Genomic DNA, 23,722 nt, shown 5'->3' on the forward strand with positions numbered 1-23,722 from the left:
ACCCTGACAGGGAGTAAGATTTCTTGAAGCTGAACCAAATCATACAACTTGTGCCTGAATATCGGGATTATGTCTGGGGAGGCAACCGCCTGCGACCAGGCATTGCCCCTACGGCTGAGGCCTGGATCGTCTACGAAGGCGATAAAATTAAAAACGGATCGCTGGCAGGCCATACTCTTGCTGAAGCCGCACTCGAATTCGGCGAGACGCTGTTGGGCAAACTACCCATGCAGCACACCGGAGCCCGGTTTCCCCTGTTGATCAAGATCCTGGATGCCGAACAATGGCTGTCGTTGCAGGTTCACCCCAACGATCAACAGGCAAAGGCGCTCGAAGGGCCGGATTTTTTCGGCAAAACGGAAGCCTGGCATGTTCTGGAAGCAAATGAAGGCGCTCAACTGATCTCCGGTCTGCGCCCGGATACATCCCCCAGCGAATTGGCGGATGCCGTTCGCAACGGCGCCATCCTGAATTGGGTGCAGTACCATACCGTACACAAAGGGGATAGCATATTCATCGCCCCCGGGACGATTCACGCGCTGGGACCCGGCGTGATGCTCTACGAGGTCCAGCAGACCTCGGATTTGACTTATCGCGTCTATGATTGGGATCGTCCGCAGACCCAGACCCGAAAATTGCACATCGATAAGTCCCTGGCGGTGATCGATCCGCAAGCCACCAGCACCCCGGTCCCGTTGACCATTGCCCCACCCGATGCGAAGAAAACCCTGGTTGCCTGCCCTTACTTCAGCCTGGAATATATTCGCAGTGATTTGCAGTCTATTTCGATGAACACCCGGCAGCAATCCTTCCACGCCCTGACCGTTATCGAAGGCCAGGCGGATATTCAGGCCGGGGATGAAACGGCCCGGTTGAGCCGCTTCGACACGGTTCTGATCCCGGCCCGATGTGGCGCGTATACCATCCAGCCCCGGGGATCATGCGTCCTGTTAAAATCAAGTGCCGATGGTTATTAGCCGGCTCTCTCGAGGAAAACGATAAAAATCAAGTGATCCTCTTCCCGGGTTCATTGATCACTTGTCACAGATTGCAACTATTCTGTATCATCAGATGTATTGACAAGCATCTCAAAAAAGGTTAAAACCTGACATTATGATTTACTTATTAGCACAGCAGTTGAACCATAAGCATCCGCGTAACCGAATCCCTCTCGTGAAGGTTCCGGCTTATTTTGCTTAATGTATCAAGATGAATTCTTTGCCAAGCAGGCCTTCCGAGAACACGGAAGGCCATTTATTTATATTCGGCTCTGGAGGAGATCGATGAAAAGCAGTTTGAAAGTTTTAGTCTTATTGGTTCTTGCGGTTTTGGTTTTGTCTGCCTGCAGCGGACTGGCCAATACGACCGCCCCGGCTGCGACCAACGCGCCGGCCGATACCACCGCCCCGGCTGCCTCATCCGCTGCGTCCGCTTCGCAGTCGAGCTGCCTGGGAAGCGCGGATACAGCCATCGTTGATTTGAACTGCCGCGAAATTACCATCGCCGTCGAAAATGCTTACCTGCCTTTCAATTACATCATGGTGAGCACAGGCGAAGCCGGTGGTTGGGATTATGAAGCATTCAATGAGATTTGCACGCGCCTGCACTGCACGCCCAAATTCGTGGAAACCGCCTGGGATGGTTTGATCCAGTCCGTATCTGCCGGGCAAATCGATGTCGGTGCGGATGGCATCACCATCACCGATGAACGCAAGCAAAGCGCAGATTTTTCCGACGGTTATGTCCAGATTCAACAGCGCCTGCTCGTTCGCAAGGGAGAAACCCGCTTCAGCAGCATCGAAGATTTCGCCGCCGATTCGAATTTACTCCTGGGCACGCAGGTCAACACAACCAACTACCAGACCGCTACCAAATACCTTCCCGAGGAGAGAATCAAGGCCTTCGATCAATTCCCCTTCGCCATCCAGGCGCTCATCGCCGGCGATGTGGATGCTGTGATTATCGATGAGGTGGTCGGATTGGGTTATCAGGGCGAAAACGCGGACCAGTTGGAACTGATTGGCTCTTCCATCTCCAGCGATGAACTGGGCTTCGTCTTCAAGAAGGGCAGCGATCTGGTGGACCCGATCAACAAAGCCCTGGACGCGATGAAAGCGGATGGGTCGTTGGACACATTGAACCAGAAATTCTTCGGGCCAGATTTCAAAGTCACGCAAGATCAAGTGAAATAGCTTATCCCAAATGAATCTGCCAGGGTATGAAAGATACCCTGGCAGAAAAAGGTCGCACATTATGGTTATAAAAACGACAACACCTTCAGTTCTACCTTTATCGTTGGACTTAACCGGCAGACGGAAAAAATTGCAAGACTACCCCTGGTGGTTGCTTGGAATTCTCCTGCTGGTATTGGGCACATTCTACCTGATTTTGACTCAGCCTAATTTTAAAGAGGCTTTTTCTTTTATTAAGGCCGGGCTGGGTTTGACGCTGTCCACAACCTTTGTCGCCTTCGGTGTTGCTCTGATCATCGGCCTTCTGGCCGGGCTGGGCCGCATTTCAAGCAATGTGGTCATCAAGAATATCGCCACCCTGTACATCGAATTGATTCGCGGCGTGCCCATGCTGGTGTTGATTTTCGTCATCGCCATCGTGGCGGTGCCCGCAATTGTTACCGGTTTGAATGCATTTGGAGCGTTTCTCTCCCGATCGGGCATCACATTCCTGGCTGGCATCTTCTCCGGAATCAATATCAAGGATGTGCCAATGAATGCCCGCGCCATAACAGCGCTTGCCACGACCTACGGCGCGTTCCTGGCGGAAATCTTCCGGGCCGGCATCGAATCGATCGGCAAGGGTCAGATGGAAGCTGCCCGGTCGCAGGGCATGAGCTATGTTCAGGCGATGCGCTATATCATTCTCCCCCAGGCCGTCCGCAATGTGCTGCCCGCCCTGGGCAATGACTTCATCTCCATGCTCAAAGACTCTTCTCTGGTCTCCATCCTGGCGGTTCGGGATATCACCCAGGTCACCCGGCTTTACACGGGTCAGACTTTCCGGTATACCGAGGCTTATACGACCCTGGCCATCCTGTATCTCACCATGACCGTCATTCTGTCGCTCCTGGTCAAAACGATCGAAGGAAAGCTGCGCCGAAATGAACAGTCCTGAGGATATGATCATTATTCGAGATCTGTTCAAGAGCTTTGGCGCGGTGGAAGCCGTCAACGGCGTCAATCTCAACGTCGGCCGGGGGAAGGTGATGGTGATCATCGGCCCATCCGGATCGGGCAAATCGACTCTGTTGCGTTGCATCAATCATCTGGAGATCGAGACTTCGGGCGAAATCTGGATCGACGGCGAAAAATTAACCCGCGATCAGCAGCAGCTCAACCGCATTCGCGCCGACGTGGGCATGGTGTTTCAACATTTCAATCTCTATCCCCATCTGACCGTGTTGGAGAACATCACCCTGGCCCAGCAGATTGTACGCGGACGGGCCAAAATCGAAGCAATCGAGATCGCCGAGCAGCAGCTTTCGCGGGTCGGAATTCTCGGCAAACGCGACAGCTTTCCGACTCAGCTCTCGGGCGGCCAGCAGCAGCGCGTGGCCATCGCCCGCGCCCTGGCGATGAAACCCAAAATCATGCTCTTCGACGAACCCACCAGCGCCCTGGATCCCGAGATGATCAAGGAAGTCCTGGATGTCATGCTGGACCTCGTAAAGGACGGCATCACCATGGTCGTCGTCACGCACGAAATGGGCTTTGCCCGCCGGGCCGCGCATGAAGTCGTCTTCATGGATCACGGTAAAATCGTGGAAAAGGCCAATCCCGAAACCTTCTTTACCAATCCGCAAAACGAAAGATCACAGTTATTCCTTTCTCAGATCCTGAACAAATAGTTCCTGGGTGGGATTTATGGAAAATTTCAATTATCAGCTCTTCGATGACAAAGTGATTTTGCGAGTTCGCGACCGGGTGTGTTCCAAACCGGAGCATTTACTGGCCAATCCGCTCTTCCAGGACGTTTTGAAACGCTATATCGCTGAATTGTCGCGCAAACGTTCGCCGTTGCTCGGGATCTTTGCCAAGGAGCCTGTTACGGGGAAAGATATCGATTTACTGGTAACCACTTTCAAATACCTGCTCAAGGTACCGGCAGATCTGGTACCGCGCCTGGATCCGGATTCCGAACAGTTCTTCCGGGATCGCTACCTGTTCAATGAGTTCATCGAGCAGTTCTATAACTATTGGCGACGCATGCACCGCCTGATCATCTGCGATTCGGTCGGCGATCGATTGGACAAACGCCCCTACCGCACTTTCCACGACACCGTCGAAACGCTGATGCACGTCGTGCGCAGCACCTATCGCGACCTGCAGGAGAATGTTACCGGCAATCATCCACGCATCTACCGTCAGGTCAGCGCCGGTGCAGAAGCGGCAACCATCGCCCTGCCGGTGGAGATCAAACTGCCCGGCGCGCCCTACGCCATATTGAAGGACATCTCCGTCATCCGCCAGGTGTTGATCTACCCACCCATGATCTACAACTCCCCGATGAACAAACGCAAGGGAGAATTCGAACGCGTCTCCTCGAATCCACTGGCCGGGATGAACCTGAATTCACAGGACTGGCTGTGCTACCCGGCCAAAGTCGGGCCCCTGCTGATCTTGATCTATTTCACATTGCCTTTCTTCGAGCTGGGCTTCTCGCTGAGCAATCTATTCGAACTGGCCAGCGATGAAGACCTGGAGCATAAGCCGGATGCTGTTTTCCTGTTTGGGTCCCCGGAAACGATCACTGCCGGCAAGAACGAAACCATTTTCTTCGAAGACGCGGCCAGCGACCTTCTGGTGGCAACCATCCCGAACAAGGAAGAATTTGGTTATTTCGGATATCTCAAGAAAATGGCGCTGACCCTGCACAACATCAAGATGATGAAACAGGGCAAGATGCCTTTCCACGGCGCTTTGATGAACATCAAGCTGCGCGACCATGGGAGCTCGACGATCCTGGTCATGGGCGACAGCGGCGCGGGGAAATCCGAGACGCTCGAAGCTTTACGCCAGATCGCCGGCGACGACGTCGAAGAACTCATCACGATCGCCGATGACATGGGATCGCTGGCCGTCGATGGACAGAATCGGCTGATCGGGTACGGCACGGAAATCGGAGCCTTCGTCCGCCTGGACGATCTGCAATCCGGCTACGCGTTGGGCCAGATTGACCGCACCATCATCATGAATCCGGACCAGGTGAATGCGCGCGTCGTACTGCCCGTCACGCGCTATGAAGAGATCGTCAAAGGTTACCCTGTCGACTACGTCCTGTACGCCAACAACTACGAAATCGTAGACGCCAGCCATCCGGCGATCGAGCGCTTCTCCAACCCGGAGGAGGCGCTGGAGGTCTTTCGGGACGGCGCGGTGATGAGCAAAGGCACCACCGCGGCGACCGGTCTGCTGCGCACCTACTTTGCCAATATCTTCGGGCCATCCCAATACCAACAACTTCATGAGCCATTGGCAAAACGCTTTTTCCAGGCCATGTTCGACAATCGACTCTTCGTCGGTCAGATGCGAACCCAGCTTGCAATTCCCGGTTCCGAGCAATCCGGACCCCGCGCGACCGCTCAACAGTTGTTGAACCTGCTTCGGACGAAGGAGTAGAGGCAGATGTCCATCCTGAAAGACAATCACCCGCCTTGATCGATCACGAAATGTCTTTGTAGACCTTGACAAACTCCGTATATCCTCCTATGATTAGAGCATTGAAATTTAACAGGTCCATAGAGAAGAAATAGCGGCTGAATCTCGTGCGTAACGAGACAACGAGGTGGAGGTTCCTTTCCGCAAGGGAAGCGCTAACCCTGCAAAACCAGGGGAAAATCGATCGATCAGCGGATGCCTCTGAAGCCTGTCCACGGGCTTCTTTCTTCCGAAAAGCACAAAGCGTGTTCAAAATCACCTGGCGACAGGTGAGGCAACAACAGGCTAGTGGTGAGCATTTAACAATGCGTTGAATGCCTTGTCGCGTTTGATAAACCTTTTCAGCGAAATCTGACAAAGGATATATTGTTACTTTTTAAATATTGGAGGAAATAAAAATGGCAGAGGAGAATGCTTTACCCATCGAATTCAACGAAATCGAAGATGAATATATCGAACAACGCATCCAACCCACCGCGAACATGGATGTCGAGACCATCGAAATCCTCCTGGACGACCGGATTGCCACAGGTGGCTAACCAAAGGCCCGGATACAAACGCACAGGTCGCCATGGATCGTTTTGATCCGGGCGACCTGTGCGTTTGTATTGTCTAAAAATATCGCTTACCCTCCCAGATATGCCTTGATGACCAACGGGTCATGCAACAGGTCATCCGACGCCCCCGAAAGCACAATCCTCCCGGTTTCCAGAACATACCCCCGATCCGCGATCGAAAGCGCCATTTGCGCGTTTTGCTCGACCAGCAGGATGGAAGTGCCCTGGTCGTTGATCGATTGGATGATATCAAATATCTGTTCGACGAAAACGGGCGAGAGCCCCATCGAAGGCTCGTCCAATAGCAGCAATTTGGGATGGGCCATGATGGCCCGCGCGATCGCCAGCATCTGTTGCTCGCCGCCCGACAGCGTACCTCCGGCCTGTCGGCGCCGTTCCTTCAAACGCGGAAACCGCACGAAGACCTCTTCCAGGTCTCGCTGTTTAGCCGCTTTGTCGCGTTGCAGATATGCGCCCATCTCCAGATTCTCTTCCACGGTCAGGGACGAAAAGATTCTGCGGCCTTCCGGAACGTGAATGATCCCTCGCGAGACGATTTCCTGAGGTGGCACGCTGGTAATCTCGTCGTCCAGGAAGCGAATCCCGCCCGAAACAGGGCGCAGCAGGCCGGAAATGGTATTCAGCGTCGTCGATTTGCCGGCGCCGTTTCCGCCAATCAGGGCGACGATCTCCCCCTCCGTTAGGGTCACATCGATGCCCTTGAGGGCTTTAATGGCTCCATATGAAACGCAAAGCTCTTTGATCTCTAGCATCATTGCAGCTTCTTCCTTCGGTATTTTTCAGTAAGCGCTTCCGTACCCGCGCCCAGATAGGCCTCGATCACCCGCTGATTGCTTTGAATCTCCGCCGGCGTCCCCTCCGCGATCTTGGTGCCGTGATCGAGAACGGAAATGCGGTCGGAGATACCCATGACTACGCGCATGTCGTGTTCGATCAGGATGATGGTCAAACTGAGCTGATCGCGCAAACCATGGATGAATTCCTTCATCACCTCGGTTTCCTGCGGGTTCATTCCGGCCGTGGGTTCATCCAACAGCAGCAACTTCGGGTGGTTCGCCAGTGCTCGCGCGATTTCCAGGCGCCGCTGCGCACCATACGGCAGGTTGCGTGCCAGAGAATCCCCCATCCCTTCCAGCCCGACGAATTTCAACAGCCGCCGTCCTTCCTCGAGCGTTTCATTTTCTTCAGAAAAGTACCGTTTGGTATGAACGATCGCATCCACCCAATTCGTACGCAGATGCGGCTGCTGCCCGATCAAAACATTCTCGATCGCGGTCATTTCCTTGAACAACCGGATGTTTTGATACGTGCGCGCGACCCCGATGGAAGCAATTACATTGGTCGATAATCCCTGAACTTCCTGATCGAAATACAGGATGGATCCGCGTTCAGGCGTGTAGTAACCCGAAATACAGTTGAAGAGCGTCGTCTTCCCGGCCCCATTGGGTCCAATGATGCTGTAAATGCTCTTCTCGGATATTTCAAGGTCGATCTTATCGACCGCGATCAGACCGCCGAAAAATTTGGATACCTGCCGGGTTTCAAGACAAATCGCCATGGGGGTCCTCCTTCTTTTCGACTGCTGAAGCAGATGGCTTGTCTTGATCCTTTCTTTCCAGGACCGGGCGTCCGATGGGCCACAGACCCTGCGGACGAACAATCATCATGATCACCAGTAAGGCTCCAAATGCCAGAAGACGATAATTCTCCAGGTCGCGCAAGATCTCCGGCAACCCTTTCAGCGCAAAAGCGCCCAGGACGACGCCCGGGATGCTGCCCATGCCGCCCACAATGACCTGGCAGAGAACATTGATCGATACCATCATGACATGGTCTTCCGGCCCGGTGAACTGGTTTCGTGCGGCAAAGAGCACACCCCCTAACCCGGCAAAGGCAGCGCCCAGGGCTAATGCCAGCAGCTTGTACTGGGTCGTATTGACACCACTGGCCTGCGCCACGGTCTCATCTTCGCGAATGGCAATCCAGCTCCGCCCAACGCGTGAATTTTGCAGGCGGTAGGCAATAAAGATCGCCAGCGCGACTGCCAGCAGGATGAGATACATGAAGTCCACATCCGAGGAAAACGAAATGCCAAAAAGGATTGGTCCCTTGATGTCTTGAATACCTCGCGGGCCGCCGGTGAAATTGGTGAGCAAATCGCTTTTCAACAGCACACGGATGATCTCCCCAAAACCCAACGTCACGATGGCCAGATAATCACCGCGCAGGCGCATGATGGGCAGGCCGATCAGGATACCGGAAATGGCGGCCAGTACAATGCCAATCACCACGGCAATCCAGAACCCCCACATCAGGTTATGCGGGAAGGGCGCGTTGAGCAGCGCCACCGTATACGCCCCAATGGCGAAGAACGCCACATATCCCAGCACCAGTTGGCCGGATAAACCAACGATGATATTCAGTCCAAGGCCAAGCAAAACGTAAATTCCGACCAGGCCAAACACGTAATTCCAGTAGGATCCCCACATACGCGGAACGAAGAAACAAATCAGAACCAGGACGGCGTAGAGCCCAAACTTGAAGTACCGGCTTACTCGAACGGATCGTACAACGTTGGAATTGAAGAGCAGATCCCATTTTTCGGATACGACCTTCCAGGCTCTTCCGGGTTGGAGTTTGTCAACCGCGAATCCGAATAAACCGCCGCTCAACAGCATCGCTGCAAAGACCAGTGCCGCGCCGCTGGCTGGCGCCATCTGCATTTCTAGAAATTGAACGTAGTTCGGTGAAAGCGCATACAGGGTTTGTCGAAAATCAGCGCCGTTTTGATACAGCGTTCCAAAGACCAGGATGAACGCCCCCACCGCTAACCCGGCCAGCCCCGCCGAAGCCAGTCCGCCCAACCAGGGATGCGGAAGGTTCTGGCGTTTTGCCTTCGAGGTCACCGAAATGCCCTGCCAGATGGCCAGTAGAACGAGGAAGACCAGTCCAAAAGCGACCGGGGGGAGCTGCCCCGAACGCGGCGCTTTTCCAACGATACGCGCCAGCATTGCCGCTCCGGAGCTGTTGAAGCCGATCAAAATCAAGAACATTACAATGATCGTAAAGGGTTCACCAGCGCGCAAACCATTTTTGAAGGCCGAATTGGAGTGTTTCATAGTTTCTCCTCCACTGTGGCCGTGCCCAAAATTCCGGAAGGCCGGAATATCAACACCAGAACCAAGATCGAAAAAGCGATTACATCCTTCAACTGGAAATCGATCCCCAACGCTGCCGGGCCAATCGATTCGACCACACCGAGGAATAATCCACCTACCATGGCGCCGGGGATATTACCGATGCCGCCCAGAACCGCGGCGGTGAATGCCTTGATGCCCGGGACGAAACCGAGGAAGTAGTACACCAGCCCATTGTGGAATCCCCACATGACGCCGGCGGCTCCGGCCAATGCGCCGCTGATGATGAATGTCCGGCTGATGACCGCGTTGACATCGACTCCCATCAACGCTGCCGTCTTCTTATCCTGCGCCACCGCGCGCATGGCTCTACCGATGCGCGTCTTTTGAACCAGGATATATAGACCAACCATCAAAAGAATAGATAACAAAAACGAAAAAGCGCCTGTATAAGTGATCAGGACCTGACTGCCCGCAATTTCGATCGGCCAGCCAATTCCTCGAGCAATTACATCCGGATTTGTATAATCGCGTAGCTGTGGACTGAAGAGTAATTGCACCGCATTTTGCAGGAAAATCGATGCGCCAATAGCGCTGATCAAAGGTACCAAACGCGGCGCATTCCGTAATGGGCGATAAGCAATCTTCTCAAGGAAATAGCCGGTTAGAGCTGCCACGATTGTGCCGGCGAGAAATGCCAGCAACACGGATGGTATTGGATAAGCGTTCAGGAATGTCAAATTGGGATTTTCAAGCGTTGGGGTGTGGATCGCGCTGAGCCCCTCAACGACAAAATAACCGCCAAATGTACCGATCATCATCACTTCGCCGTGGGCGAAATTGATCATTCCCAGAATGCCATAAACCAACGTGTATCCAATCGCGATCAAAGCATACATGCCACCGATAATCAGACCGCTAATCATAAAACGAACCCAGGTATCCGGGCCGTAAGGCATTTTGACGAAAAGGACGTCATAAATTCGCACTGCCATCCATGCCAACACAAGCACGCCAAGAACAATGCGTAGGATCTGTGCCAAGAATTTTGGCAATTTTAGCGCAACAGGTTTTGTAGCTATCATAGGATAGGACCCATGGATTCCCTTTCCTCCCTTGCGAGAGGAAAGGGAATGATTCGAAAATTAGGGAAACTGAATGGAAAAGGTGAGGGTCACCTCGATCGTAACCGCATCAGTTCTGTGCATCAACCCATTTTCCATCTTTGATCGTTACGAACCTTGGGCCAGAGGCATTGCATTCACCCTTTGCATCGCAGGTGTAAACGCCGCCGATGCCCTGGTAATCCTTAAGATTACGCACGGCAGTTACCAGCGCGCCGCGAGGAACGTAAAGATTCCCATCTCCGCCCAGGATAGCTACGGCCTTGATCTGGGAAACGAGAGCGGCCACAACGTCATACCCGTTCCAGGTAAACGGCGACAGAGTACCGGGTTTGACACCGTAAGCCTTTTCATAAGCCGCGTCGAACTTCAATTTCGGATCTGAGTCAGCAGGCGCCAACGAAACGGCATAGGCGCCTTCGCCATTCGCACCGGTGCGATCCAGGAAATCCTGGCCATAGGTGCCGTCGCAACCAAAGAAGACTGCATTTTCCAACCCGGTCTGTTTCATCTGGTTGGCAATAATGGCGCCTTCCTGGGTATATCCACCGAAATATAACGCTTCTGGTTTGGTTGCTGCTACAGCCGCGAGCGGAGCGGTGTAATCAGTTTCCTTGGGCGTAATCGCAGAGAAGGATACAATCTCGCCGCCCAGGCCGGTAAACGTATCGCGAACGATTTCCGCCAGGCCCTTGCCATAATCGGAGCCATCATGCATGACGGCTAATTTTCGGATTCCAATTTTATCGTACAGGTATGTAGCAGCAGCTTTACCCTGAGTAGAATCCGTAAAGGCGATCCGGTTGAAGACCTTCGAGCCCATTTCGGTCAAAGGGGGATTGGTCGCCGAAGGCGATAGCATGGGCAAACCAATCTTTTCATAGATTGGCATTGCCGAGGCAGTGGCGCCAGAGTAAATGTGTCCTGCGATCGCCACCACGGTCGGGTCAGCCACCAGCTTGTTGGCAACCGCAGCTCCGCCTTCCGCGGTCCCGCCGTCATCCTCCGCAATGAGTTCGAACTTGAAGCCATTCAACTCACCGGCATCCGTGATCGCAATTTGCCCACCCTGCGAAATGTCGATGCCGAAGCTGGCATCGCCGCCGGTCATCGGGGCGCCCATGCCAATTTTGATCGTCTGGCCGGCCGGGATTTTGGCGCAGCCATAGGCATCCGTTGAACATTCGGCCGGTTCAGCGCTGGAACCGCTGGCCGCCGGTTGAGTGGATGTCGTTCCGGATGATGGATTGGAAATTGCCGCCGGGCTGCAACTGGCAATCAGCAGTACAAAAATCACCGCCGCAAAAACAAAAATTCGTTTCTTCATTCTCTCCTCCAATGGTTGTAGATCTTAAAATTACCAGATACAAGTAAGACCACATCGACCGATAAATTAAACATTTATCGAAGCACACCACCTCCTTCAAGAACAAATACAAAAAGACCGTCCTCTTTGGACGGCTTTTTTGTTTTTACCCTCGGTGTAAAGCTTGCTTGCTTTGCACTTTGACTTCCAACTGCCATCCAGCCTGAAATCGGTTCGCATAATACATGCGGAACCAAACCAGGAGAATGAAATTCGCACAAAGTGAAAGCAACATGTTCAGTTATCTACTTTCTGGGAATTCGTATGATTTTACTCAAATCATCTCATCTGTCAATAGAATATCATGATTTTGGGTAAATAGCAATTATTTCACAATTAATACCGGCAATATGGACATCATCCGATGGCCTTTTTCAACCTGGGTATTATCCTGGACGAAAACCGCCTCCACGACCCCGCTGAAGGGCGCCTTGATGTCCATTTGCATCTTCATCGACTCGAGCAGCAGAACGGTTTGCCCGGCCTTCACCTGTTCGCCGGGTTGCACGCATACCCGGATGACTTTGGCCGGCATGGGCGCTTTGATATCGCCCTGGTTCGCCGGAACAGCCTTGCGTGGGTTGCGCTGGTTTCGTTCGACCTGAATGCTGAAATACCGGCTGGCCATGGTTGCCAAAAATGCATCCTGCCCGCTGGCGCGGATATGCACCTCGCGCTGCGCCGAATCGGTTTGCAGCATGAAGTGGCCATTTTGATTGATCGGAGTGAGGCGGGCTTTGAACGGACGGCCGTTCACCCGAATCTGTTCACCCGCGACATCCACCTGATATTCTCGTTCACTGACTCTTACCAGATAAGTCGTCATTGCTACCTCCTAAGTTGGGTTGCCCATCTGTTCGCGCCATGCGGCGTATTTCCAATAATTCATGGATCCTGGATGATCCGCAGATTGCGTCTGGTTCCGGCCTTCCTGACTGGCTAGAATGGCGACAGCCATGGCCACATCCTGTTCGATGAATTCATTTTCGACGTTATGCGGGGGCGTGAAATGATCGAGATAGGTCGTATCGGTGCGACCGGATTTGAAACTGCTGCTGTCGACGATCTGCTGCAGGAATTCAAGATCGGTGGGCACGCCGCCGATTTGAAATTCGCTCAATGCGCGTTTCATCCGTGTGACCGCCCGGCTGCGGTTTTCATCCCAGACGATGACCTTTGCCAGCAGCGAGTCGTAATCCGCCGTGACCGGCATACCCAGATACAGGCTGGAATCCACGCGTACACCTTGCCCGGCCGGTAATAACAGATGCGAAACCTCGCCGGTGGCTGGCAGAAAACTCTGGGAAGCATCCTCGGCCAATACCCGGGCCTCGATGGCGCTGCCGCGAATCATCAGGCCGGAAGATGAAAGAGTCATCTTGCCGCTGGCCGCCAACAGCAGTTGCTCGCGCACCAGATCCACGCCCGTGACCATTTCCGTGACCGGATGTTCGACCTGAACCCGTGGATTGACTTCGATGAAATAGAATTCACCGTTCTTATCCAGCAAAAACTCCACCGTCCCCAATCCACGGTAATTCAACCGCCTGACCATCTTCAGGGCATTTTCATGAAACGCAAGGCGCAAGTTTTCAGGCAGGCGCGGCGCCGGGGCCTCCTCGATCAATTTCTGTCGGCGGCGCTGAATGGAACACTCGCGCTCCCCCAGGCAAACCACGTTTCCGGCGCCGTCCCCCAGGATTTGCACCTCGATATGTCGCGCGCCCTGGACAAGCGGCTCGAGGTATACAGCATCATTACCAAAAGCCGCCTGAGCTTCCATGCGCGCGGCCGCGATCATCGATTCAAGCTCGGTGGGGTTGTTGGCCAGTCGAATGCCGCGCCCACCGCCGCCGGCCACGGCCTTGATGAGCACCGGAAACACAACCTGACTGGCCATCTGGGGTTCGATCGGGCCGTGATCCAGGGGTTGGTCCGGACCTGGCAACACCGGCAAGCCGGCTTCGCGAGCAATCCGGCGAGCCGCCAGTTTGTCTCCGGTCAGGGCCACGGTCTCGGGTCGGGGTCCGATGAAAATCATGCCGGCGTCTTCGACGGCCCTGGCAAATTCGGAATTCTCAGACAGGAACCCATAACCCGGGTGAATGGCGCGCGCGCCGGTTTTCTTTGCGGCGGTCAGGACCGCGTCCATGTTCAAGTAACTGCTGGCGGCATCCGCCGGTCCGATGCAAACCGCCTCATCCGCATACCGGCTGTGGAGCGCCTGTTCGTCGGCCTCGCTGTACACCGCCACCGATGGCATGCCCAGTTCGCGGCAACTCCGCAGGACACGCAGGGCAATTTCGCCCCGATTGGCAACCAGGACTTTGAAATTCGCGGTTTCGTTCATAGCGGGATGTTCCCATGCTTGCGCTGCGGAACGCTCTGGCGTTTGGTTTGCAGCGATTCCAGGCCGGCCAGCAGACGAATCCGCGTTTCTTCAGGCAGGATGACATCATCCAGGTAACCGCGCGAGGCTGCCACGTACGGGTTGGCCAGTTCATCGCGATAAAGCCGGGTCTTTTCCAGGCGCGTGGCTTCGGGATTCTCGGCTGCCTCGATTTCTTTGCGGAACACAATCTGAACCGCGCCTTCTGGCCCCATGACGGCAATTTCGGCATTCGGCCAGGCAAAGTTGAGGTCGCTGCGCAGGTGTTTGGAGCTCATCACGATATAAGCGCCGCCGTAAGCCTTGCGCATGATCAGGGCCAGCTTCGGCACCGTGGCTTCGGCGTAAGCATAAATCATCTTCGCCCCGTGCCGGATGATACCGTTGTGCTCTTGCTCGGTGCCGGGCAGGAATCCGGGCGTATCGATCAGGGTGATCAGCGGAATATGATAAGCATCGCAAAAGCGAATAAAGCGCGCCCCCTTGTCGGAGGCATTGATATCCAGCACCCCCGCCAGAACGGCCGGCTGGTTGGCAACGATACCCACCGGAGCGCCGTTCAAGCGGGCGAAACCGACCACCAGGTTTCCGGCGTATTCCGGCTGCACTTCCAGGAAAGTCTCGCGGTCAAAGACCACATCGATCACATCGTGGATGTCATAGGGGCGGTTGGGCTCCTCGGGAACGATGTGTTCGATTTCCACCGTCAGGCGATTTGGATCGTCCTGAGTCTGCACCACGGGCGGCTGTTCCAAATTGTTGGAGGGCAGATACGATAGCAGCCAGCGCACCTGCTGTAAAAGCTGTTCTTCGTCCGGCGCGGTGAAATGGGCCACGCCGCTCTTGGAGTGGTGAACCGCCGCGCTGCCCAGCGTGTCGAAATCGACGTCTTCATGGGTCACCGCCCGCACCACCTCGGGCCCGGTGATGAACATGTACGCGTTTTTCTCGGTCATGAAGACGAAGTCTGTGATGCCCGGCGAATAGACGGCGCCGCCGGCGCAGGGTCCCAGGATCACGGATATCTGCGGGATCACGCCGCTGGCGCGGGTATTTCGGTAAAAAATTTCACCATACGCCGCCAGAGAATCGACGCCCTCCTGGATGCGCGCTCCGCCCGAATCGTTCATGCCGATCAGCGGCGCGCCGTTCTGGATGGCCAGGTCCATGACCTTGGTGATCTTCCGGCCGTGGCTTTCGCCGAGTGAACCGCCCAGAACCGTAAAATCCTGGGCATAGACATACACCAGCCGCCCATCGACTTTTCCCCAACCGGTGACCACCCCGTCGCCCAACGGATGGGATTTATCCATTCCCAGACCGGTTGCCCGGTGGGTCACAAAAACGTCCATCTCCTGAAACGTTCCCGGATCCAGGAGCAGATCGATTCGTTCTCGGGCGGTTTTCTTCCCACGCGAGTGTTGTTTTTCGATTTGAGCTTCACCGCCGCCCAATTTGGCTGCCTTACGTTTTGCTTCGAGGATGTTTTTTGCGCTCATTTTCCAATGGTCAATTCTGGGATCAACGAATAAGCGGTTCAGGATACCCATTTCCATGTTTTGATTCACCTACGCCGATCTTTCTGGTTCCTGAATGGCCGCTGTGATGTATAACACGCTGATCCCGTGATCGTTACAGGTCAATACCTGAAATCCCAACTGGATTCCAATACCAATAGTAAAATTTAATCGAATAGACCGTCAAAGACTCTCAACAATATTGAGATCGTCTATCATTTTCGATCAAGAAACTACTCCGCAGGTAAAGGACACCAATTATGAGTGACACGCCCACAAATAACGACCCGGATATCGAGGTCGAACGGCTATTACAGGCTTTGACGATGCAGGAAAAAATCCTCCTACTCTCCGGCCGGGATGCCTGGCGCACCGCCGCCATCCCTCGCCTGGGGATCGAATCGCTGACCATGACGGACGGGCCGCACGGGGTTCGGTCTGACCTCCCCGAAGCCGGACGGAAGGCAGGTTTTACGACGGTGTTTCCAACCGGCGTGTCGATGGCAGCTTCCTGGAATCCAGATTTGATCGAGGAAGTCGGCGTTGTTTTGGGCGAAGAAACCCTGGCCATGGACTGTGATATTTTGTTGGGACCCTGCGTGAACATCGTTCGCCATCCGCTGGCCGGTCGGAATTTCGAGTCCTATTCCGAAGACCCCTACCTGTCCGGAGAAATCGGGGTTGCCTACGTGAAGGGTGTTCAAAGCCAGGGCGCGGGCGTTTCGCTCAAGCATTTTGCCGCCAATAATCAGGAAATCGAACGCATGCGCGGCAATTCGATCGTCGACGAACGAACCCTGCGCGAAATCTACCTGCCCCAATTCGAGAGTGTTGTCAAAAAGGCCCAACCCTGGACGGTGATGTGTTCCTATAACCGCCTGAACGGCGAATATGCCAGTCAGAACCGGCATCTGCTGAGCGATATCTTGAAAGGGGAATGGGGTTATCCGGGACCGGTGATTTCGGATTGGGGTGCGGTGCACGCCACGGCTGCGCCGCTCAATGCCGGCCTGGACCTGGAGATGCCCGGTCCGGCAAAATGGTTGGGCGCACTCCTGTCCGAAGCCGTGGTTACCTGGCAGGTGGATGAAAAGGCCATCGATCAGGCCGTTCGCCGCATCCTGCGGCTGGTCGTCAAACGCCGGGCTAATCCCAGGGCAAAATCCGCCGCCAACACCCCCGAGCATCAAGCCGTCGCCCGTCGCCTCGCCGAAGAAGCCGCCACCCTGCTGAAGAACGACCGGGCGCTGCTGCCGCTGGATCGCAATCGCATCCATCGCCTGGCCGTGATCGGGCCGAATGCGGCCGAATGCCGCATCGGCGGCGGCGGGAGCTCGTTCGCCATTCCACCCTACCGGGTCAGCCCGCTGGAAGGGTTGAAGAACCTTTTGGGCGATTCGGTGGAGATCCTTTACGAAAAAGGCTGCGACAACGCCATCGCCATCCCGGTGGTTCTGCCGGATTATCTGCACACCCCGGATGGCAGCTCGACCGGTTTGTTGGGTGAGTTCTTCACCAACCTGGACCTGAAAGGCGCGCCGGCCCTTTCGCGTCCTTATCCGCTGGCCTCATTCTGGTGGTACGGTTCATCACCCGCTGAAAACATTCCATTGGAGCGTTTTGCCGTGCGGTGGACCGGAACCTTAAGCGTTCCGGAAGGCGGTCATTATCGAATCCAACTCTATAACTCGGCCAGAGCGCGCCTGTACATCGATGAACGGCTGATCCTCGAGACGCACGCGGACGAATTCGACCTGCTGACCAATGCCTTCGCCAGCCAGACTGCAAGTCTTGATCTGGTCGCAGGCCAGAAGTCCAACCTGCGCATCGAATTCATCAAAGACAGCCGCGAGCCGTTCGCAAACGTGCAACTGCGCCTGGCGCGTTACTACCGGCCCGATGAAGACCAGCGCATGACCAAAGCAGTCACATTGGCGCGCCAGTGCGACGCGGCTGTCATTTTTGCAGGCTATCCCGAGCAGCATGAGCAGGAAGGCGGCGACCGCCCCGATCTGGAATTGACCGGCCCGCAAACCGAGCTGATCCGCACCGTTGCCGCGGCTAACCCGAACACAGTGGTCGTGCTCAACAGCGGCTCGCCGGTTACCATGCTCTGGCTGGATGATGTTTCGGCCGTACTTCAGGCCTATTATCCCGGCATGGAGGGCGGAAATGCTGTTGCCAGGATTCTCTTTGGCGATGTCAATCCATCCGGGAAGCTCAGCGTCACCTACCCCCGACGGCTGGAAGATACGCCGGCTTACGATAATTACCCGGGCAGGCGTGAGGTCCGCTACGGAGAAGGCATCTTCGTCGGTTACCGGTATTACGACCAACGCGACATCGAACCCCTATTCCCCTTCGGGCACGGCCTGTCTTATACCGAATTCGAATATCTGGATGCCAATATTGACTATACGAAGGGTCGGTTCCCGATATCCGTCCGCGCAACCATCAAGAACATCGGCAAATGCGCCGGCAAGGAGGTCGTGCAGGTCTACGTGGCCGATCTTCAGGCTTCGCTGCCCCGGCCGCCCAAGGAACTTAAGGGATTTCGCAAAATCGAATTGCAGCCCGGACAAACCCGCGCGGTGGAATTCGAACTCGATGAGCGCGCCTTCTCGTTCTACGATCCGGTGCAAAAGCAGTGGCGCTGGGAACCCGGTGAATTCGAAATTCTCCTCGGCTCCTCGTCGCGAGATATTCGCCAACGGTGTCGCCTGACACTGGAATGATCGACCCGCCGGTCGACCGGTATTTTCAGGCTGGCGCCAACGGATACCCCAGGTCTTTTGCCGCCTGGAGGATCCGGGCTTCGCTTACCAGGCGTTCGTCGAATTCGATTTCCAGGGTCTGCTGGTGATAACTGGCATAGATCTGTTGAATCCCGGATAAATCGTCCTCCAGCCCTTCCAGGACCATTTTGCAATTCGGGCAGTGCATGTCCGGAACGCGATATTTTCTCTTCTCCATGGAAAATCCTTTATTGAAAAACGATCTCACCCGTATACATGCCCATCGAGCAGGTAAAAGTCAATTTACCCGCTTTTTGGGGTGGAATTTCCACGATCTCCGTGCCCGACGCCGGCAGAAGCTTGGCGATCTCCAAAGCCGGGATGGTGAACGCGCGCGCACAACTGTGGACGTCATCGGTCACCAGCTCCAATCGAATGGGCACTCCCGCCTGGGCGTAGATGATGTTGGGTGAATAGCGCGAATTTTCCACATGAATTTGCACCACCGCGCTCTCATTCCCCCCGACCAGACTGGCCTGTTGGGCCGAATTCGGCGAGATCAAACGCGTGATCGAGACCGGGGAACCAAGCAGGTTCAACCCGCTGTCCATCGATATCAATCCCAGGGCCAGCACCAAAACAGCCGTCAGAGTGAGGAAACCGCGCTCCAACCGGGTTCCCAGCCGGGTGAATAGATAAGCCAGGACGAAGAACACCGGGGATGTGCCCAGGGTAAAGGCGAACATCAGCAGCGCGCCCTGCACCGGATGCCCCGCGCCCAACGCCAGGGCCATGATCGCCTGAGTGACGCCGCAGGGGATGAAAACCGTCAAAAGGCCCAGAAAAGCCGGGGTGACGAAATCGTCCCGGCTGTTGCGCGCCGTTCGCCGGATGAAACGCGTGATGAAAGAGGGCGGTTCGAAAGAAAAATAGCGGAAGATCGGATGGACGTTCAACATGCGCAGCGCATTGCCCAGCATGAAAGCGCCAATTGCCAGTTGAAACCAGCCGCGCACCGTCGGGGTCAACTGGAATGCTGAACCAACCCACCCCAGCAGAAAACCGACGCCCGTGTACACTGCCAGTTTGGCAAGCAGAAAAATCAGGATGGCCGCCGCGGACCGCCCGTTTTGGATCGATCCATCCCGAGCGCCCTCCGTCTGGCGTCCTTTTTTGCCAGCCTTGCTTGCGATCGAGCGCTCGACGTCCTTTTCCACCTGACGAGCAATGGAGGAAGTCAATAATCCACCCTGCACGGCCAGGCAACTCAATCCGCCGGTTGTCAAACCCGTAATAAACGCAGCCAAATAGTCAACCACACTGTCCTCTGGATAGCAATAATTTGACTATGTTACTCGAATTACGAATCAAATACAAGGGATGATGATCATTCCTTTGTAATCCGATTCTGAGTCTGCATATTACGAAACTTCTACCGGGCTAATTTTGGAAAAATCTGGGTTTTGAGTCTAGAGTCTATGAATTGGGTTCGATGGGAATGTTGGGTAATTTTGACCAGGGCGGCGTGCCCTCTCCGGCCAATTCCTGCTCGAGTTTCTTGATAGCGGCCAATAACTGTTGCGGGGGTTCGCTCTTGCACATAAAAGCATCCGCTCCGGCTCGGAGCGCAGCGGATTTTACTTCCGGCGAGGTGCTAAGGACCATGACTTTTGCCTTTGGGGCAATGGCTTTCAATGCGACCATGACCTTATCCAGGCGTTGATGATCGGTGCTCATCGGGGTAATCCGCATGCCTGGCAGACCCCAATCCACCAGGATGACCCTGGGGTTAGCCGATCGAGCCCGGTTGATCAATTCGATGGCGCTGGCGGCTTCAGCCACAACGATCCAGGTCGTTGAATCTTCTTCGAGAAGCAAACGTAGAGCCGCTCGAACCTCGGGATGAGAATCTGCTATCATGATGCGCATAGGTTCTACCAGTATATCAGGATTTGATTTTCCGACCCTCGCAAACGAGGGGTTATATAGGATAAATATTACCCCATCCAATTCGAAAATTGCAATGAACCGGAATCATTTTTTCGCTACCCTTCAAATCTGATTGAAAATCCTCGAAGAACTTTGCTCCGGGTAATAATTATGGTAAGATTGCGGCAAGTAATCAGAGATCGGAAATTCGATGACAGATAACACTCTCTAATTTTCACGTTTTTGGGAAACAGCAAGCCTGTTTTGATTCTTCAGGCCGAGGGCTGTCGCCCTCGGTTTTCGTTTTTTTCCATTAGAGGTGTTATGCTTTCAATTCACCATATTTCGAAATCCTTTGGGATCGAAAAGATCCTCGATGACATCACTTTCAATATAAACGCCGGCGAGTGTTGGGGCCTGATCGGGCCGAACGGCTGCGGAAAATCGACGCTCCTGCGCATTCTGGCGGCGGAAGAGAAAGCCGACCAGGGCAGCTTTGCCTTTTCACCCCTTTCGCTGCGGGTGGGTTACCTTTCACAGAGTCTGAAATTCGAAGCCGGCGATACGTTGCAAAATTTCCTGACGCGCATGCAAGGCGATCTTCCCCGGCTCGAGGCATGTCTGGAAGAAGTTGCCGCCGCCTTGGCGGCCGCCCCTTCCGACCGCCATCTGCAGGAAACCTACGATCGAACGCTGGCCGACCTTTCGCGCGCATCCCGGAACGCCGGCAAAAGCCAGGCCGCACTGGCTGCCCTGGGATTGGACGAGCTGCCGTTCGATCTGCCCCTCTCCGCACTCAGCGGCGGGCAAAAGACGCGCCTCGCGCTGGCGGGCATTCTGATCTCCAATCCGCAGTTGCTCCTGCTGGATGAACCCACCAATCATCTGGACCTGGATATGCTTGCCTGGTTGGAGAACTGGTTGAGCGAGTTTACCGGCGGCGTGCTGATCGTTTCACACGATCGCGCCTTCCTGGACCAGGTCGCCAGCGGAATCCTGGAGATGGACCCAACCAGCCATCACCTCAAAGCGTATCCGGGAAATTACAGCGCTTACCTGGACCAAAAAGCCAGTGAAATCGACCACCAGTGGCAGGAGTATGCCGACCAGCAGACCGAAATCACTCGCCTGAAGCAAAGCGCGGCTCACATGCGCGGGATCGCGAAATTCCGCAAAGGCGGCAAAGCCGACTCGGGAGACAAATTCGCAAAAGGGTTCTTTGCCAACCGCGGCCTGGAAACCGTCCGCCGCGCGAAGAGCATTGAGGCGCGTATCGAAAAATTGCTGACCGAGGACCGGGTCGATAAACCGGCCCGCACCTGGCAGATGAAAATCGATTTCGAGAGCGCGCCGTCCAGCGGCCGGCACGTGCTTGCCATCGAAGAGGCCAGGATCGGTTATCCGGGCAACACCCTACTCGAAGGGCTCAACCTGCACATTCGGTTTGGCGAACGGGTCGCGCTGGTGGGGCCGAACGGCTCGGGGAAAACCACGCTGATGCGCGTCATCACCGGCAAACTCGAGCCCTTGAGCGGGACCGTCCGCCTGGGCAGCAATGTGCGTCTGGGGTACATGGCCCAGGAACAGGAGGAACTCGATCGGGAAAAGAACGCGCTCGAAATCCTAGATGAAACCACGCACTGGAACCAGACCGAGATCCGATCGTTCCTTTCCAAGTACCTCCTGAAAGGCGACGATGTCTACATCCCGGCTGGTCGGCTGTCGTTCGGCGAGCGCTCACGCCTTTCGTTGGCCTGTCTGGTGGCGCAGGGCAATAATTTCTTATTGCTGGATGAACCCCTCAACCATCTGGATATCCCATCCCGGGCCAGGTTCGAGGAGGCGCTTTCGTCTTTCGAGGGCACCATTTTGACCGTCGCTCACGATCGTTATTTCATCGAGGGTTATGCCACGAAGATCTGGGAGATGGTTCCACCCGGCATCCGCGAGACCGACTTGCGTTGATCTCAGGACCTTTGCGGATGGCGCAGGCTTATGTTAAGATAGTCCTATGACCTTATTGGAACGAACGGCGGAAAACAAAACCGCCTTCACCATCCGGGATATCCCCGTGCACGGCGACCTGGTGCTTTCGCCCATGGACGGCGTTTCAGATGCGCCTTTCCGAGAGTTGACCCGGTCGCTGGGTTCGGCGCTGAGTTATACCGAGTTCATCAACGCCATCGACATTCTGAACGGTTACCCCTACCTGGAGGAACACCTGTATTTCTCCGAACAGGAGCGCCCGGTAGTCTACCAGATCTTCGATGACGACCCGGAACGGCTGGTGAAGGCAGCTCACCGTCTGCGCGAGCGCTGCCCGGATATCATCGATGTCAATATGGGCTGTTCGGCGCGCTGCGTCTCCGGGCGCGGTGCCGGAGCAGCCCTGCTGCGCACGCCCGAAAAGATCGCGCGTATCTTCTCCACGCTGACGCGTGAACTGGATATCCCCATTACCGGAAAGATCCGGTTGGGTTGGGATGCAACCAGCCGCAATTATCTGGAGATCGCCCACATCATCGAGGACAACGGCGGCGCGTTGATCGCCGTTCACGCCCGCACCAAAGAACAGGGCTATAACGGTGAAGTGGATTGGGATGCGATCGGCGAGATCAAGCAGGCCATCCGCATCCCGGTGCTGGGCAACGGGGACGTGAAAACCGTCGCGGATATCGAACGCATCCAGGCTCAAACCGGCTGCGATGGCGTGATGATCGGGCGGGCAGCCATCGGCAATCCCTGGATTTTTTCACGGCTGGAACGCAACCAGGTGCCGCCTGCCCTGGTTCGAACCACCCTGCGCCGCCACCTGGACGCCAATATCGAGTTCTACGGCGTCGATCGCGGCCTGACCCTGTTTCGCAAGCATCTGAAACGCTATCTGGCGCCCTATGATGTTCCGCGATCTGTCCTGGGCGCAATGTTGACCTCGACAGACCCCGCCATGGTCTGGTCCCTGCTGGATCAGATCCTGCCCGGTTAAATCATCGTCTGTACGAGCGGCTGTTCCATAACCAGCCTGAACCAATCGGTTCCGAAAATGATCGATAACGCCAGGATGATAAAAATCACGAACAGGACCAACCCGCAGCCGCAGCCCAAGCAGGATCCGCTTTTAAGTCCAAAAGTCCTTTGTAGCCAATCGAAAATCCAGTTTAAAAGGGTCAATTTCAATAAACCGCTCAAACACCCAGGCCGTTCATCCATGTGTCGCTCCTTGGTGACTTATTTTTCTATATATTTATTTACGCGAAATCCGGGAGTTTGTTGCG

At 55.1% G+C, this 23,722-nt stretch carries 20 protein-coding genes; 9 read left to right on the forward strand and 11 right to left on the reverse strand.

The genetic code is table 11. The annotated features are described in order from the left end of the window. The first annotated feature begins 23 nt into the window (after positions 1-23). From LARV_RS12825 to LARV_RS20380, 6 genes are all read left to right on the forward strand, one after another. Positions 24-977 (forward strand): type I phosphomannose isomerase catalytic subunit, encoded by a 954-nt coding sequence (locus LARV_RS12825; RefSeq protein ID WP_075074008.1) that lies wholly within the window; start codon positions 24-26, stop codon positions 975-977. Positions 978-1,283: 306 nt separating this feature from the next. Next, positions 1,284-2,192 (forward strand): substrate-binding periplasmic protein, encoded by a 909-nt coding sequence (locus LARV_RS12830; RefSeq protein ID WP_075074009.1) that lies wholly within the window; start codon positions 1,284-1,286, stop codon positions 2,190-2,192. A gap of 130 nt (positions 2,193-2,322) precedes the next feature. Beyond that, the gene (locus LARV_RS12835; RefSeq protein ID WP_236709975.1) at positions 2,323-3,129 is read left to right on the forward strand and encodes an amino acid ABC transporter permease; all 807 of its coding nucleotides are present in this window, start codon (positions 2,323-2,325) and stop codon (positions 3,127-3,129) included. After that, positions 3,116-3,862, forward strand: a complete 747-nt coding sequence (locus LARV_RS12840) for an amino acid ABC transporter ATP-binding protein (RefSeq protein ID WP_330219124.1) — start codon at positions 3,116-3,118, stop codon at positions 3,860-3,862. The genes LARV_RS12835 and LARV_RS12840 overlap by 14 nt, the downstream gene beginning before the upstream one ends. Positions 3,863-3,878: 16 nt before the next feature. After that, a complete protein-coding gene (locus tag LARV_RS12845) occupies positions 3,879-5,633 on the forward strand; it encodes a hypothetical protein (RefSeq protein WP_075074011.1) in 1,755 nt (584 codons plus the stop codon). Between the two features lie 437 nt (positions 5,634-6,070). Then, positions 6,071-6,211, forward strand: coding sequence for a hypothetical protein (locus tag LARV_RS20380; RefSeq protein WP_172797869.1), 141 nt, complete (start codon positions 6,071-6,073; stop codon positions 6,209-6,211). A gap of 86 nt (positions 6,212-6,297) precedes the next feature. Here LARV_RS20380 and LARV_RS12850 read toward each other — a convergent pair whose 3' ends face one another. The 8 genes from LARV_RS12850 to LARV_RS12885 all read right to left on the reverse strand — a co-directional run bounded on the left by LARV_RS12850 (position 6,298) and on the right by LARV_RS12885 (position 15,765). Continuing rightward, positions 6,298-7,005 (reverse strand): ABC transporter ATP-binding protein, encoded by a 708-nt coding sequence (locus tag LARV_RS12850; protein ID WP_075074012.1) that lies wholly within the window; start codon positions 7,003-7,005, stop codon positions 6,298-6,300. Then, on the reverse strand, positions 7,002-7,808 hold the full coding sequence (locus LARV_RS12855) for an ABC transporter ATP-binding protein (protein ID WP_075074013.1): 807 nt from the start codon (positions 7,806-7,808) through the stop codon (positions 7,002-7,004). The genes LARV_RS12850 and LARV_RS12855 overlap by 4 nt, the downstream gene beginning before the upstream one ends. Beyond that, complete coding sequence (locus LARV_RS12860; protein WP_075074014.1) at positions 7,792-9,369, reverse strand: ABC transporter permease subunit; 1,578 nt, start codon at positions 9,367-9,369, stop codon at positions 7,792-7,794. The genes LARV_RS12855 and LARV_RS12860 overlap by 17 nt, the downstream gene beginning before the upstream one ends. Continuing rightward, positions 9,366-10,382: a branched-chain amino acid ABC transporter permease gene (locus tag LARV_RS12865; RefSeq protein WP_236709976.1), complete on the reverse strand. Its 1,017-nt coding sequence runs from the start codon at positions 10,380-10,382 to the stop codon at positions 9,366-9,368. The genes LARV_RS12860 and LARV_RS12865 overlap by 4 nt, the downstream gene beginning before the upstream one ends. 199 nt (positions 10,383-10,581) lie before the next feature. Next, on the reverse strand, positions 10,582-11,838 hold the full coding sequence (locus tag LARV_RS12870; RefSeq protein ID WP_075074015.1) for a branched-chain amino acid ABC transporter substrate-binding protein: 1,257 nt from the start codon (positions 11,836-11,838) through the stop codon (positions 10,582-10,584). Between the two features lie 364 nt (positions 11,839-12,202). Then, positions 12,203-12,703, reverse strand: a complete 501-nt coding sequence (locus LARV_RS12875; RefSeq protein WP_075074016.1) for an acetyl-CoA carboxylase biotin carboxyl carrier protein subunit — start codon at positions 12,701-12,703, stop codon at positions 12,203-12,205. Between the two features lie 9 nt (positions 12,704-12,712). Continuing rightward, complete coding sequence (locus LARV_RS12880; protein WP_075074017.1) at positions 12,713-14,227, reverse strand: acetyl-CoA carboxylase biotin carboxylase subunit; 1,515 nt, start codon at positions 14,225-14,227, stop codon at positions 12,713-12,715. Then, on the reverse strand, positions 14,224-15,765 hold the full coding sequence (locus LARV_RS12885; protein ID WP_075075232.1) for an acyl-CoA carboxylase subunit beta: 1,542 nt from the start codon (positions 15,763-15,765) through the stop codon (positions 14,224-14,226). Before LARV_RS12885 ends, LARV_RS12880 begins: the two co-directional genes overlap by 4 nt. Positions 15,766-16,043: 278 nt before the next feature. Here LARV_RS12885 and LARV_RS12890 point away from each other — a divergent pair, with 278 nt between their 5' ends. Next, entirely contained in the window at positions 16,044-18,518 is a 2,475-nt protein-coding gene (locus LARV_RS12890) for a beta-glucosidase (RefSeq protein ID WP_075074018.1), read from the forward strand. Positions 18,519-18,543: 25 nt separating this feature from the next. Here LARV_RS12890 and LARV_RS12895 read toward each other — a convergent pair whose 3' ends face one another. The 3 genes from LARV_RS12895 to LARV_RS12905 all read right to left on the reverse strand — a co-directional run bounded on the left by LARV_RS12895 (position 18,544) and on the right by LARV_RS12905 (position 20,447). Then, on the reverse strand, positions 18,544-18,756 hold the full coding sequence (locus LARV_RS12895; RefSeq protein ID WP_075074019.1) for a heavy-metal-associated domain-containing protein: 213 nt from the start codon (positions 18,754-18,756) through the stop codon (positions 18,544-18,546). Positions 18,757-18,766: 10 nt separating this feature from the next. Continuing rightward, a complete protein-coding gene (locus LARV_RS12900; protein ID WP_083522545.1) occupies positions 18,767-19,837 on the reverse strand; it encodes an urease accessory protein UreH domain-containing protein in 1,071 nt (356 codons plus the stop codon). Positions 19,838-19,994: 157 nt separating this feature from the next. Then, on the reverse strand, positions 19,995-20,447 hold the full coding sequence (locus LARV_RS12905) for a response regulator (protein ID WP_075074021.1): 453 nt from the start codon (positions 20,445-20,447) through the stop codon (positions 19,995-19,997). A 324-nt stretch (positions 20,448-20,771) separates the two neighbouring features. Between LARV_RS12905 and abc-f the strand changes: the two genes are divergently transcribed. Continuing rightward, positions 20,772-22,412, forward strand: a complete 1,641-nt coding sequence (gene abc-f, locus LARV_RS12910) for a ribosomal protection-like ABC-F family protein (protein ID WP_075074022.1) — start codon at positions 20,772-20,774, stop codon at positions 22,410-22,412. Between the two features lie 46 nt (positions 22,413-22,458). Beyond that, positions 22,459-23,433 carry a tRNA dihydrouridine synthase gene (locus LARV_RS12915; protein ID WP_075074023.1) on the forward strand — a complete coding sequence of 325 codons (975 nt, stop codon included), beginning with the start codon at positions 22,459-22,461 and terminating at the stop codon, positions 23,431-23,433. Positions 23,434-23,722 lie beyond the last annotated feature (289 nt).

Source organism: Longilinea arvoryzae, assembly GCF_001050235.1.
Classification (GTDB): domain Bacteria; phylum Chloroflexota; class Anaerolineae; order Anaerolineales; family Anaerolineaceae; genus Longilinea; species Longilinea arvoryzae.

Bases quoted from the DNA above. Each gene is read 5' to 3' on its own strand.
- abc-f (WP_075074022.1), top strand. From the start codon at position 20,772: ATGCTTTCAATTCACCATATTTCGAAATCCTTTGGGATCGAAAAGATC.
- LARV_RS12880 (WP_075074017.1), bottom strand. From the start codon at position 14,227: ATGAACGAAACCGCGAATTTCAAAGTCCTGGTTGCCAATCGGGGCGAA.
- LARV_RS12850 (WP_075074012.1), bottom strand. From the start codon at position 7,005: ATGATGCTAGAGATCAAAGAGCTTTGCGTTTCATATGGAGCCATTAAA.
- LARV_RS12915 (WP_075074023.1), top strand. From the start codon at position 22,459: ATGACCTTATTGGAACGAACGGCGGAAAACAAAACCGCCTTCACCATC.
- LARV_RS12830 (WP_075074009.1), top strand. From the start codon at position 1,284: ATGAAAAGCAGTTTGAAAGTTTTAGTCTTATTGGTTCTTGCGGTTTTG.
- LARV_RS20380 (WP_172797869.1), top strand. From the start codon at position 6,071: ATGGCAGAGGAGAATGCTTTACCCATCGAATTCAACGAAATCGAAGAT.
- LARV_RS12905 (WP_075074021.1), bottom strand. From the start codon at position 20,447: ATGCGCATCATGATAGCAGATTCTCATCCCGAGGTTCGAGCGGCTCTA.
- LARV_RS12860 (WP_075074014.1), bottom strand. From the start codon at position 9,369: ATGAAACACTCCAATTCGGCCTTCAAAAATGGTTTGCGCGCTGGTGAA.
- LARV_RS12890 (WP_075074018.1), top strand. From the start codon at position 16,044: ATGAGTGACACGCCCACAAATAACGACCCGGATATCGAGGTCGAACGG.
- LARV_RS12840 (WP_330219124.1), top strand. From the start codon at position 3,116: ATGAACAGTCCTGAGGATATGATCATTATTCGAGATCTGTTCAAGAGC.
- LARV_RS12885 (WP_075075232.1), bottom strand. From the start codon at position 15,765: ATGAGCGCAAAAAACATCCTCGAAGCAAAACGTAAGGCAGCCAAATTG.
- LARV_RS12875 (WP_075074016.1), bottom strand. From the start codon at position 12,703: ATGACGACTTATCTGGTAAGAGTCAGTGAACGAGAATATCAGGTGGAT.
- LARV_RS12855 (WP_075074013.1), bottom strand. From the start codon at position 7,808: ATGGCGATTTGTCTTGAAACCCGGCAGGTATCCAAATTTTTCGGCGGT.
- LARV_RS12865 (WP_236709976.1), bottom strand. From the start codon at position 10,382: ATGGCAGTGCGAATTTATGACGTCCTTTTCGTCAAAATGCCTTACGGC.
- LARV_RS12895 (WP_075074019.1), bottom strand. From the start codon at position 18,756: ATGGAGAAGAGAAAATATCGCGTTCCGGACATGCACTGCCCGAATTGC.
- LARV_RS12870 (WP_075074015.1), bottom strand. From the start codon at position 11,838: ATGAAGAAACGAATTTTTGTTTTTGCGGCGGTGATTTTTGTACTGCTG.
- LARV_RS12845 (WP_075074011.1), top strand. From the start codon at position 3,879: ATGGAAAATTTCAATTATCAGCTCTTCGATGACAAAGTGATTTTGCGA.